The 15685-nt window shown below is 57.3% G+C and carries 10 protein-coding genes; all 10 read right to left on the bottom strand.

Features of this window, described 5'->3' with window-relative positions; genetic code table 11:
- Nucleotides 1–95: 95 nt before the first annotated feature.
- The 10 genes from IEN85_RS00385 to IEN85_RS00335 all read right to left on the bottom strand — a co-directional run bounded on the left by IEN85_RS00385 (nucleotide 96) and on the right by IEN85_RS00335 (nucleotide 15677).
- Nucleotides 96–1154, bottom strand: coding sequence for a family 43 glycosylhydrolase (locus tag IEN85_RS00385; protein ID WP_191615079.1), 1059 nt, complete (start codon nucleotides 1152–1154; stop codon nucleotides 96–98).
- Nucleotides 1155–1212: 58 nt separating this feature from the next.
- On the bottom strand, nucleotides 1213–2283 hold the full coding sequence (locus IEN85_RS00380; protein WP_224772376.1) for a family 43 glycosylhydrolase: 1071 nt from the start codon (nucleotides 2281–2283) through the stop codon (nucleotides 1213–1215).
- 358 nt (nucleotides 2284–2641) lie between these two features.
- Nucleotides 2642–4429 carry a hypothetical protein gene (locus tag IEN85_RS00375; protein WP_191615078.1) on the bottom strand — a complete coding sequence of 596 codons (1788 nt, stop codon included), beginning with the start codon at nucleotides 4427–4429 and terminating at the stop codon, nucleotides 2642–2644.
- Nucleotides 4430–4713: 284 nt separating this feature from the next.
- On the bottom strand, nucleotides 4714–5391 hold the full coding sequence (locus IEN85_RS00370; protein ID WP_191615077.1) for a DUF6515 family protein: 678 nt from the start codon (nucleotides 5389–5391) through the stop codon (nucleotides 4714–4716).
- Between the two features lie 457 nt (nucleotides 5392–5848).
- Nucleotides 5849–7102, bottom strand: coding sequence for a nucleoside hydrolase-like domain-containing protein (locus IEN85_RS00365; RefSeq protein ID WP_191615076.1), 1254 nt, complete (start codon nucleotides 7100–7102; stop codon nucleotides 5849–5851).
- Nucleotides 7103–7216: 114 nt separating this feature from the next.
- Nucleotides 7217–9385, bottom strand: coding sequence for a sulfatase-like hydrolase/transferase (locus IEN85_RS00360; protein ID WP_191615075.1), 2169 nt, complete (start codon nucleotides 9383–9385; stop codon nucleotides 7217–7219).
- Nucleotides 9386–9438: 53 nt separating this feature from the next.
- Entirely contained in the window at nucleotides 9439–10554 is a 1116-nt protein-coding gene (locus tag IEN85_RS00355) for a lactonase family protein (RefSeq protein ID WP_224772375.1), read from the bottom strand.
- 395 nt (nucleotides 10555–10949) lie between these two features.
- Entirely contained in the window at nucleotides 10950–12944 is a 1995-nt protein-coding gene (locus tag IEN85_RS00345) for a sulfatase-like hydrolase/transferase (protein ID WP_191615072.1), read from the bottom strand.
- A gap of 25 nt (nucleotides 12945–12969) precedes the next feature.
- Nucleotides 12970–13956: a glycoside hydrolase family protein gene (locus IEN85_RS00340; RefSeq protein WP_191615071.1), complete on the bottom strand. Its 987-nt coding sequence runs from the start codon at nucleotides 13954–13956 to the stop codon at nucleotides 12970–12972.
- Nucleotides 13957–14030: 74 nt separating this feature from the next.
- Entirely contained in the window at nucleotides 14031–15677 is a 1647-nt protein-coding gene (locus IEN85_RS00335; protein WP_191615070.1) for a hypothetical protein, read from the bottom strand.
- Between the last annotated feature and the right edge of the window lie 8 nt (nucleotides 15678–15685).

Raw genomic sequence — 15685 nt, 5'->3', positions numbered from 1 at the left:
ATTTGTAGCGTCGATTATCGCGGCACAAGGCCGCTTCCCACGGATCGGGTTCGGGCGGGAATCGCGTGAGAAGCACGCTTCCACACGGGAGGTGGTTAAAATTGTTGGACTTCTTCGGGACCGGGATTTGCGTAGTGCGGGTCTTTAGCTCGTACGAAGACGTCGCCGTCGCGTTCTTCGATTTCGAGAGGCACGATGGTGGTGCCGATAGGGTTAATGGTGTAGGCCGTATCCGAAAGATCCATACTGGCTGCTTTGTCGGCGGGCACGGTGGGTTTGTTGGCGTTATAAAATTCAGTGCACCACCAGCGGCCTTGTTTGTCCTGGAAAGGAGTGCCGTGGCCGAGGAAACGTCCGGCGAAGCGGCGCTCGCCGTAGGGGCCGGTGAGTGAATCGGAGGTGGCGTAATACAGGTTATAGGTGCCGTGACGCATGGTGTCGGTGGACCAGGCGGTGCCGAACCAGACGTACTTCTGGCCGATCTTGATAATGTAGGAACCTTCGTGGCCCATCTTGCGATCGGAGGGTGCAAGCGAAATTTGCGGCCCGGCCCAGCCAGAAAAGTCGGGCTTCATTTCGCGCAGATCGAGTACGCCCCATACAAGCCATGGTTTGCCGTCCTCGATATAGAAGGCGGGGTCGTGGTGCTTACCGAAATCGGCTGCCATGGGTTCGGTCCAAGGTCCTTTGAGTTCGGGGCTGTCGTTGACGAGGAGATTGGCGACGCCGGCATTGGTGGTGTGAGTGATGACCCAGCGGTTTCCGATCTTGTAGAACTCGGGGGCCCAGACGAGGGTTTCGGGGACGTTGTGGCGACCTCCGTGTTTTTCGGGAAGCCAACTGGAATCGGTCATTTTCCAGAGGCGAGGAAGCTTTTCCCATGTAATGAGATTCTCGCTACGCCAAGCTGGGATGCCGATGACTCCGTCGTCCTCTGACTTGAGAGTGGTTCCGGTCAGATAGTAGTAGCCGTCGTCGTTGAGGTAGATGAAGGGGTCGCGTATCCAATGGTCGTGGATGTGCACGGCTCGGTCGTGAGCCTTGAGGGCTTGGCGGAGTTCAGTCTTCGATAGAAGGGATCGTTCCGAGGCGCTGTCTTGGGCAGAGAGCGTCAAGGCGGCGGCGAGTACGGCGGCAATGGCTAATTTTTTCATGGTTTGGGTTGTAGCGTTTGTCTTTTGGGGCTCTGCGGTCGCGGGCTAAAGCACCGCGCTACGGAGCGAATTGTTGGGCCTCGTCGGGGCCGGGGTTGGCGTAGCGGGGGTCTTTGGCGCGGATGTAGGGCTCGCCATTTTCGAGTATCTTGACTTCGAGAGGGACGAGGTTGACGCCTTGATCGTTGATGGTTTGGGCGTTTTCGCCAAGGTCGCGGGTTTGTATGTTTTCGTCGGATACGGGTGGAATATTGGCGTTGTAGAACGCGGTGCACCACCAGCGGCCTTGATTGTCCTGAAAGGGGGTGCCGTGCCCGAGGAAGCGACCCGCAAACTGGCGGGGGCCGTAGGGACCCATCGGATGGTCGGACGTGCAATAGTACAGGTTGTAGCTGCCCTTGCGCATCTGGTCGGTGGACCAGGCGGTGCCGAAGTGCACGTACTTGTTGCCGATCTTGCGCAGGGTGGCTCCCTCGTGCCCGATGATGCGATCCGCAGGGTCGATGCGGACCGGCTCGCTGGCGAAGTCGCTCATGTCTCTAGTGAGAGAGGCGATCCAGGTATTGCCCCAGAGAAGGTAGACGGTGCCGTCGTTGTCCTGGAAAAGCGAAGGGTCGTGACGGCCTTTCATTTTCTCGCCCATCGGATGGCTGAAAGGACCGTGCAGTTTGTCTCCGGGTGCAACTGCGAGATTGGCTCCTTGTTTCACTGGCGTGGGCGTCGTGTGGACGATGATCCACTTGCCATTTAGAAAATGGACCTCGGGTGCCCAGAGGTGCCACTCGACCTCTGGAACAGTTTCGAAGGCTTCGGGTTGGGCTTTGGCCCAATAACCGTCGCGTAAGGTGAAGGGCGTTTCTTGCTCTTCCCAGTCCAAGAGGTTCTCGCTCCTCCAGAGCCGAACCGTTGAACCTACGATAGAAGGCACGGGGCTACCGGTGATGCTGGGGTCGTCGAGGCCGGAATTGTAGCGGTCGGCGGGCCAACGAGGATCGTCTCGATTGGCGGTCGTGCCGGTTAGATAGAAGGCATTGTCGGGACCTTTGGTAATGTAGGGATCGCGCATCCAAACATCCAATACGTGGATGGCTCGGTCGTGGCTTAAGAATGATGCCTCTTGTTCAGACATGTTTTTCGAGCAGGCGGTAAGGACGGCGAGAAAGGGAACTAGGCTAAGTTTCAGTGTTGTGGGAGTGAGCATTTTTCGAAATTTCGGATTTCGCGCATAGCCGGTGAGGGCGGTCGTCTTGGTCATCGCATTCATGCCGCAACGCCCGATTTGCAATGTGAGTACGGAGTTTAAGATTGTGGGGTTCGAATTCGAAATCTGAATGAACTCTGTGAGCTTGGCTATCAAAAACAGGCAAAAAAATGAAAGTAAGTTCTAAAAACGATCTTTAAACTGAGCTAAAGGTTTCAAAAACGAAACAAAGCAGAAGGTCGGCAATCTTGTCCTTCCGTTAGCAAGCGACCAAACAGATGCGTTTCTACTCAGATGCCTCGAGGCGTCGAATGTGGGCGTAGCTGCTGGTACCAGAGGGGAAGAACAGTGACGGTATTTTTATGGGTGCGCCGTTGCCGACCAGGGGGGTGGAGTTATGTTGCCAGCTCTCGAGGTCGCTGGAGGTGCTGAAGTTGTAGAGATGGCGCTCCTTTCCGAAGAAGGTCGCGTTTTTTTTGCTTCGGTCGAAGGCGACGGCGATCGTTTCCTGATCAGAGCTCGGCGGTGTGTAAGTGAAGCTGATGTTGGCGGTGGTGGTGGCATCGATCTCGAAATAGTCGGCGGCGTTTGCGGCGGTGACAGGTGTGCCGTCGATGGTCAGGTTTTCAAAGGTGACGTTTTCGATGCGGAATTCGTCGTCTCCTCGTATCAGGCTTTTGGATGCGCTTTGTACGCTGCGGTTATAGTTGTAGGTGTACTGGTTTCCGGTGACGACGAAGTCCTTGAAGACGACTTCGAAAATGCCACCGGGCTCGCCCGCCTTTTCTTGGTCTTCGTTGCGCTTCAGGTTGGTGATGGCGGATACGTTGCCGTCGACGCGCACGTTCTCGAAGCGGATGCGTTTGCTCTCGGCGTTGTAGGGAAGTTGGGAGGCGAGGATTCCGTTGTTGTTGCCGATGCCGTTCCACTCCGGGTAGATGATGTGGCAGTCCTTCATGAGGAAGTCCTGCGTATCGTAGGGATTGCTGGGGCTGCCCCAGCCGCAGGTGACGACGGCCCCGTTGAAGCTTTGCCAAATGACGGTGTCGGTGACGACGAGGTTGCGGCCGCCTACGTAGAAGGCGTCGTCGGTGGGGCGTGTGAAGCAGTGGTCGACCGTGCCGCCCCAAGGTCTGAAACCGTCGCTGTTGTAGTGCCAGCCCCATACTTTTGCGTTGCGAATAGTGGGGCTGAAGCCCGGCACGATGCCGTGCTTGTTATTATCCATGGCGTAGATGCCGTCGATCATGATATCGTCACCGCCTGCCTCGATAAGGGCGGAAATAGGTTGTCCCGGTTCCCATGGGAATTCGCGTCCGGAGATCGCTCCGCGCCCAAAGATCTTGGCTCGATCGGCTCGTCCGTGGGCCATCATTTTTCCGATGATGAAGGCGCCGCCTTCGAGGTAGATCTGCATGTCTGGCTTGAGTTGCAGATTAGCATCCTCGAATTGTCCGGCGAAGTCGTGGAAGCCCGCCTCGAAGTAGGTTAGGGTGGCGGCCTCCACGTCGGCTTGGGTGCTCTTCGGACCGAAAATGTGTACACCGGGAGCGTTCTTGTCCGGGACCTCCGTTTCCATGTTGTCGGCGAAGATCATGAGGCAATGGGTGATGAGCCCGTCGGCAGCTTTGAGATTGTCGGCTGTCTTGAAGTTGACGGAAGCGTAGCGTGAGCGATCGAGCTCGAAACGCACGGTCTTGCCGTCTTCGCTAAGCTGCGGAATCAAGTTGTATCCAGAAGGTACGATTTCTACCTCGGCGGCTCCCTCGCCGTAGATCTTCTCAACCTCGACGATGAGTGGCGTTTCGAAGTCGGAAGAGAAGGGGGCCCAAGAAAAGGTACGGTCCCGAAAGATGTCCGGCCCGCCGCCTTCTTCAGTCCAAGACAGGGACATGAGGGTTTCGACTTCTGTCACTTGGCCGTTCTCTATGACGCGAACTGCATAGCGGTCAGAAAGCAAAGCCTGTCCCGGTTCGGTAGGCCAGTCGTAGGAAACGACGGTGGCCCAAAGGTTGAAGGTAAGGGCTGGAAGCGCGAGCGCTGCGAATGCTTGGGCGATGCTATTGTGCTTCATGGGGGGCTGAAACGTTGGGTTGTCGGACGAGGGATCTCTAGGGCTTCCGGTTCGTTGGATTGCAAATCTGCCGAAAACAGCGATTTCAATACAGGGGTGCGTAGCGTAACCGTTAAGAACTTCCATTAGTGGAAGTGGGGCGGGGCGTTTGTCCAGCGGAGGGTAACGGGTGCCTACCGCGAAGGCGAAGCTCGTTATGCAGACGGGTGAGGAGGCGTCCGAAAAGCTTGCAGGCGGCAACCCTTTCGAGCTGCCGCCTGGTTCAAGCGTTTATCCTTGGGATGCTAATACTTGGTCTCCCAAGGGGGAAGAATGATTCGGTAGCCATCAGGCGTCTTCTGGAAGTGCACGCCGTCTTTTTCGTAGTATTCAATTTCTTGGTACCAAATGGATGTAAAATCGGAAGGAAGCTCTTTGGCGATGGCCCCGACTGGAAGCGCGACCCAGACGAGGCCTTGGGGACTATTGCGAAAAAACTGTCCGTTTTTCATGACAAGCTCTCGTTCGCCATCGATCCAGACAGTGTAGGGGGCGTTTTGCTTTTCGACCGCAACGACCTCTGAACTCTCTGCTTCGGTCTCGACCACCACGACCTTGGGTTCATCGACTACGATGTAGCGGTTGGAGCTTCTGACGTAGTAGACGTTTTCGTGGCGAAAGTAAGTGCGGCCCCCGATGATGACGCGGGTGTAACCGTGGGGGAGTCGTTTGATGGCGGCTCCTCTGGGGGCTCGCACTGTGACGTAGCCGCGTGGCGTTTTGCGGTAGTAGCGACCCTCGTGGTAGTGGTAGCGATGGTCGCCGACGCTGACGTTGACCGCTCCTTTAGGGAGGCGAAACCCGATGTTGGCTCCGATTGATATTCTGGTTTCCGCTTTCGCTTCGGGAAGGGCGATGGGAGAAAAGGCGAAGCTTGCCAGCAAGGCCGCAAAGCAAAGATGTCGAGTCAGTTTGGTATTCATTTTGGATCAATGGTTCTCCTGAGAATACGCAATAGACTCGTTCGCGGACGTGGTCGTTGCATTACATTTTTGTAATTTGGAAAAGCTGCTCATGGAGCATGACTCTGGCTGCGAGGCATTCACTTGTCCTCGGGCAAGGCTCCCTCTTTCTACGGGTGCTGCCACGACCTCAAGGTCTCCACCATCTCGCGGTGGTGATCCTCTGGGTTGCCAGGAATCTTCCAATTGTTGTAGCCGATAGGGCCAGAGTAGCTGCCTTCGATGAGGAGGCGATGGAAGGATCGTACGTCGAACTCGCTTTGCCCGAGGGCCTGTACTACGTCGCTCCAGTCGCGGGAACCGGTGGCGTAGTTGCCTGATGGGTTCGCTCCGCTGAGGGTAACGAGTTTGGTGTAAGGCAGGGCAGCGGCTACGACCTCGGAAAGACGGTGCAGGCCAGAAAGGTTAAAGTCTGAGTTTACTTGGTCTTTGTTAGCTCTGCGACCTTGGTGAAGTCGGTGGACTTGACGGTGACTTGATAAGGGCCGAGCGGAAGCTGCGAGAAGTCGAGTTGCAGGTTGCCATCGACCTTGCCGCTCAGCACGAGCTTTCTGGAGGGAGCGCGAACTTCGTAGTTCGCGGGAAGCGGAGAGTATATGTAGTATCGACCGTTTAGATACTGGTAGATGTAGGTGAAGTTTTGGGCGATGAAGGAGTTGGGAAAAGGATTGCCCGCTTGAGCGGCTGTGTTCGATTTGGCGAGGGAGTCGTCGAGCAGGTCGTAGGTCTTCTCCAAGAAGAGATCACGAATGCGTTTTTCGTTTTCCATCTCTAGACTACCGTCGTGAGCCACGTCGGAAAGGGTGGGGCCGAAGGCTTCGGTGATCAGCCAAAAGGTGGCTCCGTCTGATTGGTCGGGCTTGCCATGGTAGAATTTTGCGTAGCGGAAAATCTGGCCGAGGCGGCTGTTCGCGAATTCGTCCATCTCCGGGTAGTTTGCCGAACCGTTGACTATGCCGGTTTGTCCGCTGGATCCGAGCTCGATGTATTTGACGTCTGGATGCTCCAGCGCGATCTCGTGCAAGTAGTGGCAAGCCGCCTCGTCGTCGCGGCAGTTGGCCACGTGAAAGGGCTTTTCTGGTGTTCCTTGGGCAATGAGAGACTTAGTCCAATGAGCTACGAAGGTCATGTTGCGGAGGGCGGCGTCATTGCCAGTGGTGAGGCAGTGCTGAACGGCCATGGCTGCCTCGGTAGCCGGGCCCCAAATCAGGACGTAGACAGGATGCTCGCTGGCGTAGGAGACGAGGTCTTGTACCGTAGAGAGCTCGCTGAGATCCCTGTAGTCTTTGTCGCGGTCGAAGGGAGTGGAACTACCGTTTTGGTTGATGCTGGAAAGGGCGTATGAAATGCTGTCCGGATATCCGGAGTACTTTTGTTTAAGATAGGGGAGGTCGTGCTGGTAAGCGGCCACGAATACCTCGTTCACGAATGCGGTGGGGTCTTTTAGCCCTTCGCGTTGGTTCGAGGCGTAGACGATGCGTTCGATGTGGAAGCGGTTGGCCTGCAGCAGTAGTGAAGCCAAGGATACAATGTCGTCTGGATCGTTTTGAGGGTGCCCTCCGGCTCGACGGTCGTTCGGATCCGACATGTCGGTGAGGACCCAGAGGTTCGGCTTTTCGGCGTTTGCTGATAGTGGGAGGAGGGTGAATAGGAGAAGAATGAAGTGTTTCATGGATGAGAGGTTGTAATGATAGCGTGACGACAGTCTTCGCTCGGCGAGGGAGCTACGCACGTCAAGAGCACGCTCCCGCAATTGTCGAGTTGCGGTTCGCGACCAAGGTCGCTCCTACATGTTGGCGGCTTTTTTGAGGTGTTGGGGGAAGGCGGTGATGGGGCGGATCTTGATGTCGCGGTAGTAGACCTCGGCCCCTTCGGATTGGATCTGTAACTTGCCTTTGTTCAGTGGTCCTTCGACGTCACGCTGACGGATATTTTCGATAGCGAGCACGACTTCGTTGTTTACGAGATGGATGGCCTTGTCGCCGATGGTGTAGACTTCGATGAGGTTCCATTTTCCATGCTCGGCCTCGTGGTTTTCGCTTCGCTCGACGCGACCGATTTGGCGAAGCGGCTGGCTGGGATCCCAGACGTACTTGGCTTGGCCGGGCTGCGGATCGGTGTAGTTGGTTTCTCTGACGCGCACGGATCCGCCAGTGCCCGCCAGCATGAAGAGGTCGCCGAAGTCGTTCTCCTGGATTTGAAATTCGACGCAGCGCATCCAAACGTTCCAGAAGGCTCCGTGGGGTCCGACGCAATGGTAGAGAAAACCGCTGTCGCGGCGTCGGTCGAGGCGTGGCTCCCACTTCTTTTCTCCCCACTTAACCTCGGCGGAAAAGTGGTAGTTTTGATATGCTTCGAGCGTGGTGAGGCCGCCGTAGATTTCGCCGGTAATCTTGAGTACGGGCGTGCCGTTTTCCTCGATGACGGAGAATACGTTTTTGGGATCGTTGCCCAGTCCGAGCGGGACTCCGTCCTGAGGACGTGGAGCAGTGGGAGTGCCGTCTGGCAATCCGGATACGGATGGATGAGGCACGCCCATCCAAAGTTCCCACTTTGAGAGCTCCTTATCGAGGAGCGGCTTCCATTGGTAGGCGTTTTTCCAGAGACGGTCTTCAGCGGCGAGCTCGGTGGCGACGCCTTGGTCGCCTTGCTCCTTCATCCAGTCATCGAGCTTGGCTGCGAGTTCAGCCTTCTTGTCAGCGTAGGTGGATACGTCTGCGAGGTTGTTCAGGTTCCAAGGGTCGTTGAGGCAATCGTAGAGCTCCGCTGCAGGGCGTTTGGTGTAGCGTTCGACAGCGCGTTTTGCGAAGGGATTGCCAGCATCGGCGGCCGCGGTCCACTCTTTCCACCAATCGCTCTTCGTTGCCCAATTGCTGAATACGCGTTCGGGCGAAAGATTTAGAATATAGCGGTAGCGTTCGTCGCGCACGCTACGGATGCCGTAGTGCCCGGGGCCATTGTGGATGCCCACTGACGTTTGCAAGCCGTAGACGTGTTGCTTGTGGCTTTGTTTTTTCCCGCTTAGGACTGAGGCGAAGGAACTGCCGTCAAGGTTCGGTGGAACAGGAAGGCCAGCGGCTTCGAAAAAAGTGGGGATGATGTCGGTGTACTCGACGAGGGCCTTGCTGACGGATCCAGGTCTGATTTGTCCTGGCCAACGAACGATAAGGCCGGAACCGAGGCCAGCGTCGTAGCAGGTCCATTTCGCGAAAGGAAAGGCGCTGCCCTGTTCCGTGAGCACAATCACCAAGGTATTGTCGGCGAGCCCGTGTTTCTCCAAGAGCTCGAGCGCTTGGCCTACTTGGCTGTCGAAGTAAGTGATCTCGGCAAGATACTTCGAGAAGTCTGATCGGGTGCTGGGAGTGTCGACTAGCGTGGGAGGCAACTCGATCTCATGGGGCGGGTAGGCGGATGCGTCGCCGCGGGTCCAAGGGGTGTGGGGTTCGTTGGAGCAGAGAATAAGGCCGAAGGGGGTCTTGCCGTCGGCGCAATCTCCGAGGAAGCGGTCAACTTGCCCGAAGTCCGGGTTCTTGTTTTTGGCTTTAACGGATAGGAATTCGAAGGGGAAGGAGGTGAGCGGCTGGATATGGGTCTTCCCCGAGAATCCCGCTCGGTAGCCGGTGTCCTGCAGGAAGTTGGCAAAGGTCTCAATTTCTGGATACAAAAAGGTGTGGTTGGGCCAGGCTCCCGAACGAACCGGGTAGAGACCAGTGTAGAGGGTGTGGCGGGTGGGCGAGCACATGGGAGCGGCCTGAAAACAATTGTCGAAGCGCATTCCTTGGGCCGCTAGCCGCTCCATGTGGGGGGTCGCTGCTTGTCCACCGTAGACGGAGGCGTCGGAGTAGGTCATGTCATCCGCCAGGATGAGCATCAGGTTGAGCTCTTCGCCGGCGGTTGCGAAAAGTTGCGCTGTGGCGAGAATGGAGAGCAGCGTGAAAAGGGATAGATGACGCATTGCGGTGAATAGGGGGCTGGAATTACGGGGTGGAATCGCGACCAAGGTCGCTCCTACCTTATGAAAACGAGGTGTAGGGGCGCGGGAATACTCAGTTGCTTGTCTGTGGCGGTGAGGAGTCCCGAAACTTGATCTATCGAAAATATGGATACGGAATCGGTATGGCGGTTGCTGCAGAGCAGCCACTTGCCGGTGGGATCGATGGCGAAGTAGCGAGGGTGTTGGCCTCCGCAGGGAATGTTTTGAATCGGCTCAAGCGCTGCAGCGTTTCCGACTCGAAAGACGCTAATGCTGTCATGGCCGCGGTTGGTGGCATACAGGTAGTTGGAGTTTGGATGCAGAGCGATTTCTGCAGAGTAGTTCTCCCCGTGGAAGGTTCCGGGAACCAAAGGGTAGCTCGGACCCTCGCTGATCGATCCCGTTGTCGCATCGATGGAAAATGTGGTAACGCTGCCTCCGATTTCATTGACCACGTAGGCCCGCTTCTCATCTGGATGGAATGCCATGTGGCGCGGTCCGGAGCCGGGTCGCACGGATAGGTAGGGCGGGTCGGTCGGGACCAAGCCTTCTTCGGTGTAGCGATAAGAATAAATGCGATCGGATCCGCGATCGCAGGCATAGGCGAGGGTTCCGCTCGGGTGGAAGCTTATGGAGTGTGGGAAGGAATGGGCTTGGCGTTGAGGGTGGATACTTGATCCGGCAAGAATTTGGGGGCGATTGCTTGCAGTCAGAGAACCGTCGGAATGTACCTGTACGCTGGATACGGTTGGCGTTTGGTAGTTTGCGACCACGAGCGCGTTGCCTTGGGGGCGCAGGTCGAGATGCAGTGGAAGTTTACCGTGAGTTTCCGCCTGAGACCGTTTTTGCAGCTTCTTGGTCCGAGGATCGATGTCGTAAGAAACGACATACCCGGGTTCCGCCGTTCCGCGCTCCAAATTGTAGGCCGCAAGAAGGTGAGAGCCAGTAGCGGTGAGTTGAAGGAAAAAGGGGTGAGGGGCAGGCGCAACCTTCTCGGCAATCTCCAACTGGCCCGTCTCGACGTTGAATTCAGTCAGAAATAAGCCGGCATGCTCCCCATGTCCGGCTGAAGCGAGGTAGGCGTAGTGGCTTTCAGCAGAACAGAGAGTCACCATGGCAAGCAGGGGCATGAGTTTGCAAAAAGGGGGCATGAATTGGGGGGCGGGCAATTTTGCCAAAACTATCGAAAATGAAACAAAAAGAATAAAAAGTTTCAAAAAAAAGAAAAGAAGTTTTAGGGTTTCATATATTGCAAGCAAATTTGCTTTTGGATTTAGGTGAGCTGCTGCTCGCCGTCGCGTTACAAGCGAGGATGCGAACCCAAACGCCACGACCGGGGCGAGAGGCGAGACGTCTGGACGCGAAAAAGCCTGAGCCGCTGCCATTGCAGCGGTGTCAGGCTGTGGAAGAGCTCTTTTGCAGTGGGTCGCTCGAGCTAGGAGGATCGCTTTCGAGTCCTAGTGTTTTGCTTCAGCGCATCATTTGGCCGACTTGTTCTCAGAAAAATGGGTTCCTGCCAGCTTTGAAGTTATTCACGAACACGCCTTCAGAGGCCGGGGAACCAATTTTTGAGTTCGTCTAGGACGAGTTGATGGCCTTGGCGATTCGGGTGGTTGGACTGGGCCATGATGGGCTTGATGGTGCCGTGTTCCTCGAGGTGGTCGAGGAAGCTCTGGTAGCTGTCGACGAGGCCGACGCCGTGTTCCTCGGCCAGTTCGCGGACTTGGGCGGCGTGCTGGGTGAGCGGATCGTCGGGGGAAGTCATGTCGGCTTTCCAGTCGCCGGTGGGCGTGAGAAGGAGGACTTTGACGCCTTGCTGGAGGGCGGCTTCGATCATGCGCTCCCAGCCTTCGCGGGCGTTGCGAAGTCCGAGGTGGCGGTCGTTGAGCGAGTAGTCGATGGTAACGATGTCTGGCTTGAGGGAGAGCACGTCTTTCTCGAAGCGAAAGGAGCCGTTGATGGCGTTCTCGCCGCCGATACCGGTGGGGATGACGTTGATGACGGCGTGCGGATAGCGTTCCGCCAAGGCAGCCTCGAGGAGGTGGGGATAGGCGTCGTGCGGCTTCACCACGCCGCCAGTCGTGTATCCGGTCGGCACGCTGTGGCCGTGGGCGGCGATGGTGATGCGGCGGTTCTTGGGCCAACGCTTTTCGAATTCCTTCTGGAACTCCGACAGGTAGGAAGCGGGATCGGCGGCGCCTCCGCGGGAGAGCTTTTCGATGCGACGCATTTGCTCGAGGCCCTTGTCGCCGGTGTCTTCGAGCCAGGTGTTGAGTTGCTTGCTGAGCGATTCTTTGATGGACGCGTGGGCTGCGGAGTCGGCGAGGTTGTTGAGTTCGTAAGGGTCGTTCTGGAGGTCGTAGAGTTCTTCCAAGGGTTTGGTTTCGGCGAGGAATACGCTCTGGGCTGCGTTCAGCTTACCCTGTTTGTGCAGTTCCTGAATAACTGGATACATTGGGCGGTTCTGTTGCACGTAGCGGCAGTCGAGGTATCCGTTTTCGGGAGTGTAGTTGCGGATGTATTTGTAGCGATCGGTCCTGACAGAGCGGATACGGTCCATCACTTCGTCGACGAGGTCGCGAGCGGAAAAGATGGTTTGGCGTGGCGTGTAGTCGTCGGCGATGAGGGAGCGGCCGTCGAAGTAGTCGGGGACTGCGATGCCGGCTAGTTCCAGAATCGTCGCGCTGATGTCTATGGTGCTTACGAGGTCGTCGTTCACCGCTCCGGAAGCGAAGTTTCCGGTCGGGTCTTGGGCGATGAAGGGCACGCGCAGGCCGGCGTCGTAAAGCCAACACTTGCCGCGCAGGTGGCATTGACCGTTGTCGCCGATGAAGATGACGATGGTGTTGTCGGCAATGCCTTCGTCTTCGAGGCGTTGCATGATTTCGCCCACGCTATTGTCGATGTACTGGATGGATTCGAGGTAGCGGGCCCAGTCCTCGCGCACCACGGGGTGATCGGGAAAGTAGGGAGGGAACTCCACGGCGTCGCGATCGACGGGACGGGTGGCGGTTTCCGTTATCTTTTTCCAACCGTCGGTGAGGCGGTGCGATTCGTAGAGGGTGATTTGGGCGAAAAAGGGTTGCCCCTCGGCGCGGCCGGACCAGTCGCGGCCGTCGAAGAGATTGTCGACGGAGAAGTTGAGGTCGGTCTTCTGGCTGTAGCCGCAGCCGATGGCGGTGTAGTAGCCTGCTTCTTGCAAGATGTGGGTGATGGGGCGCATGGGGTGAGGCAGGGTGATGCCGGTCCGCCGTTGGTCCTGCAGGTCGACTCGTGTTTGGTAAAGCCCGGTCATCATGGCGTTGCGGTTCGGAGTGCAGCTGGAGGCGGTGCCGAAGGCTTGGGTGAAGCGCGTTCCTTGCTCGGCGAGGGCGTCGATGTGCGGCGTGTGGATCGCGGGGTGCCCGTAGCAGGACAGTTCCGGTCCCATGTCTTCTCCCATGAGCCAGATGATGTTCGGGCGCGTGTCCTCGGCGGATACCGAGGCGGCTAGGGAAACGATTGAAGCGAGCGCGACAGCGAGGTGACGGAGTGATTTCATGAAAATGGTTTGAATGGGTATTGCTTTAATTGGAAGCGGCTTTCAGGTCTTGCTGCAGCTCCTGTACGAAGGTGGAGCCGACGGAATTTTCGGAATGCCAGTAGCTGTAGGAGTCACCGTTGTCCCAGCCGTGCCAGTGGTAGGTGCCGGTGATCTTAGCTCCTTTTTGGTTTAGAGATGTGATGGCTTGGCGCATGCCGAGAAATAGGCTGGCGGAACCTTTTGTATTGGAATCTGAATACCCCTGCAATTTAAGGCTTGTTCCGAATTCGGTGATAAGGATCTCGTTGGGCAGGTCGGCCAGTTCGGCCACCATAAGCGTGCCGTAGTCGCTTGCGCTATTGTTGCGTCCTGGGAGCCAGTTCGGGTAGATGTGGTAGGCGAGGGCGCCGGTCCAACCCGCGTCGGCGACGAGGCGAACGTTGTCGGCGTAACCAAGTCCGTCGAGGATGCAGCGGTCTGCGGGCAAGCCCGCCTTGTCGATGATGTAGCGCATGTCCGATAGGTAGCGCTTGGCGCCTTGAACATTGCGAGGATAGCCAAAGGGTTCGTTGAAGATCTCGTAGCGTAAATGCGGATACGGGGAGAACTTTGCGTGGACGCTTTTCCAGGCGGCGGCGAGGGCGTCGAGATCGTTGGGGAGACCGTTGCCGTGCCCGGTTTCGTCGCCCTGGTTGGTGTCCCACATGCAGAGGATCCCGTGGAAATCGGTGAGCGCGGATAGGGATTCTAGTTGCTCAAGGGCCCTGGCGTCATGGGCGGTTTCCACGTTGAGAGAGAGACGCAGGTGCGTGAAATGCGAATCGACTATGCCTTGTCGGATTTTTGGCGCGTAGTCGAAGGGGAAGACGCCCGGCTGGAAATTGCCAGCATTGGAGGTGCCTTTGGTCGCGGGCAGGTTGAGTCCTGCATCTATTTCACTCGCGATGAGGCAGGCGGAGAACGCGAACGGGACGAGTGCGATGGCTATTTTGAGCAGGGAGATGTGTTTTTTCTTAACCGCAGATATCACAGATTTACACTGATGTTTTATGGGTGAGGCTTGAGCACTTTCCTAGGGGGGGGCGCGACAGTTGGAAAGCCCGACTACTTGACTCTCTCTTGTGTGGTCAGATCGATGGTGACGGGCCAGCCGGGAAATTGGGACGCGTTGTCTTGAGACAGGTTCGCGCTGCGTGCCCAGCATTCGAATACGACTTGATTGGCGCGTTTGCGAAAGCGGATGAGGCCGTAGCCGGCCCCGTGGTCGGCGTTTTCCGGATTGGCGTAGGCGTGCATGGTGAGGGGATTGCCGAAGCCGTCCTTGAAGCGGCCGGTCCAAGGAAGCTTGGAGGCGCCGATGGGAGAGGTGGCGGCGAGTTCCTCTTCGCTGGGTTTCCACCAGCGGCTCCAGTAGTTGTTGACAATGGCAGGCGAAACGAAGGACCAGGGGCCGTTGTCGTGTTCATCGATGCCGTGTTGCAGCACGGTGGCGAGGTGCTGGTCTCCGGCGATGTGGATGGCGTTGGCGTCTCGAATGATACGAAGGGCCTTGTTTCGGCCGGAGCGGGGCCAACCGTTGCTGTCGAGGTCGGCGTAGACGCGATTTTCGAGATTTCCGCTGAAGTGGGCGGCTCCGGCGAAACCGGTTTGCGAGAGCACGGCCCGAATAGGTTGGTTCGGTTTTGGCTGAGCCCAGTTATGGAGGAAAGCGAGCTGGCGTTCGCCGAGAAGTGTCAGGCCTGGAAGGTCGAGGGCGTCGGGGTCGTAGTCCTTTTTTAATACAAGGTCGACGCGTTCTCCCATCATGGGAACGCGGTCGAGGGGACCGGACTTGAACTTCCGGTCTTCGATGATGGCGAGCTCAATGCCGCCGATCGGATAATCGGTGTAGTAAACGCCGATGCCTTGCTCAACGGGAGCTGGATCGTAAGCGTCTGGCAGGTGCCAGGTCTGGCAGCGCTCGACCATGCGAACGTAGTCGGGGCTGTAGTAGTAGCCGCCGTCGTCGCCGTGGTAAGTAGAAGCTTTTTTGCCGCCTTCGCCCCAGAGGTTGCCTTGGCCGATATCGTGGTCATCGGGGATGGTGATGGTGGGGCGGTCGCGAATGATGTCGCGGAATTGCTTGCCCCAGAGCAGCCAACCGGCTGTGTGCTGGTTGTGGAAATAGGACTGGTCGCCAGCGAAGAACAGGATATCCGGGTCTTGGATACGCAGGTTGCGAACGTAGTTGTCGCGTGGTCCGCGGTCCTGGTTGGAATTGCAGGACAAGGAGGCGAGCACAATTTCGTCTTTGTGGATGGGGTTGGCTCGAATCAGTCCCTCGAAGCTGGCCGCATCCCCATGGCGGAGGCGATAAGGCGTGTCTTTTGTGTCGTCCCAGTCGGCGATACGAAAATGGGCCGACCAGCCGAGGTCGTAGACGGGCGCCTTGGCTATTTGTTTCCAGCGTCCGTTTTCCTTGATGTCCAGGTAGACGTCGCGTGATTCGTCGGGATAGAGCGGGTAGAGCTGGGCGGTGAGCTTGAGGGTCTGGCGGGCAACGGTGTAGAGGCCGAAGGCCAGCACCTCGTCGCGCTCGACTTTCATCGGCGTGATCCAGCATTCGTTGCGGTTCCACCAGTCGTTGACGGCGAAGGTGTCAAGCTCCTCGAAGGGCGCTTTGCGATACGCTTCTGTGGCCTCTTGGGCGGGACTTTGTCCTGCTAGGCAAGTGGCGAAGAGCAGAGTTGTGATGCTCTTTTTGAGTTCCATCTGAAAGC

It is taken from the genome of Pelagicoccus enzymogenes (genome assembly GCF_014803405.1).
GTDB classification, from domain to species: domain Bacteria; phylum Verrucomicrobiota; class Verrucomicrobiia; order Opitutales; family Opitutaceae; genus Pelagicoccus; species Pelagicoccus enzymogenes.
Note: the sequence above shows the minus strand (reverse complement) of the source record. Positions and strands in the feature narration are given on the sequence as shown.

Coding starts and splice junctions, on each gene's coding strand:
- IEN85_RS00385 (WP_191615079.1), bottom strand. CDS start 1,154: ATGAAAAAATTAGCCATTGCCGCCGTACTCGCCGCCGCCTTGACGCTC.
- IEN85_RS00380 (WP_224772376.1), bottom strand. CDS start 2,283: ATGTCTGAACAAGAGGCATCATTCTTAAGCCACGACCGAGCCATCCAC.
- IEN85_RS00375 (WP_191615078.1), bottom strand. CDS start 4,429: ATGAAGCACAATAGCATCGCCCAAGCATTCGCAGCGCTCGCGCTTCCA.
- IEN85_RS00370 (WP_191615077.1), bottom strand. CDS start 5,391: ATGAATACCAAACTGACTCGACATCTTTGCTTTGCGGCCTTGCTGGCA.
- IEN85_RS00365 (WP_191615076.1), bottom strand. CDS start 7,102: ATGAAACACTTCATTCTTCTCCTATTCACCCTCCTCCCACTATCAGCA.
- IEN85_RS00360 (WP_191615075.1), bottom strand. CDS start 9,385: ATGCGTCATCTATCCCTTTTCACGCTGCTCTCCATTCTCGCCACAGCG.
- IEN85_RS00355 (WP_224772375.1), bottom strand. CDS start 10,554: ATGCCCCCTTTTTGCAAACTCATGCCCCTGCTTGCCATGGTGACTCTC.
- IEN85_RS00345 (WP_191615072.1), bottom strand. CDS start 12,944: ATGAAATCACTCCGTCACCTCGCTGTCGCGCTCGCTTCAATCGTTTCC.
- IEN85_RS00335 (WP_191615070.1), bottom strand. CDS start 15,677: ATGGAACTCAAAAAGAGCATCACAACTCTGCTCTTCGCCACTTGCCTA.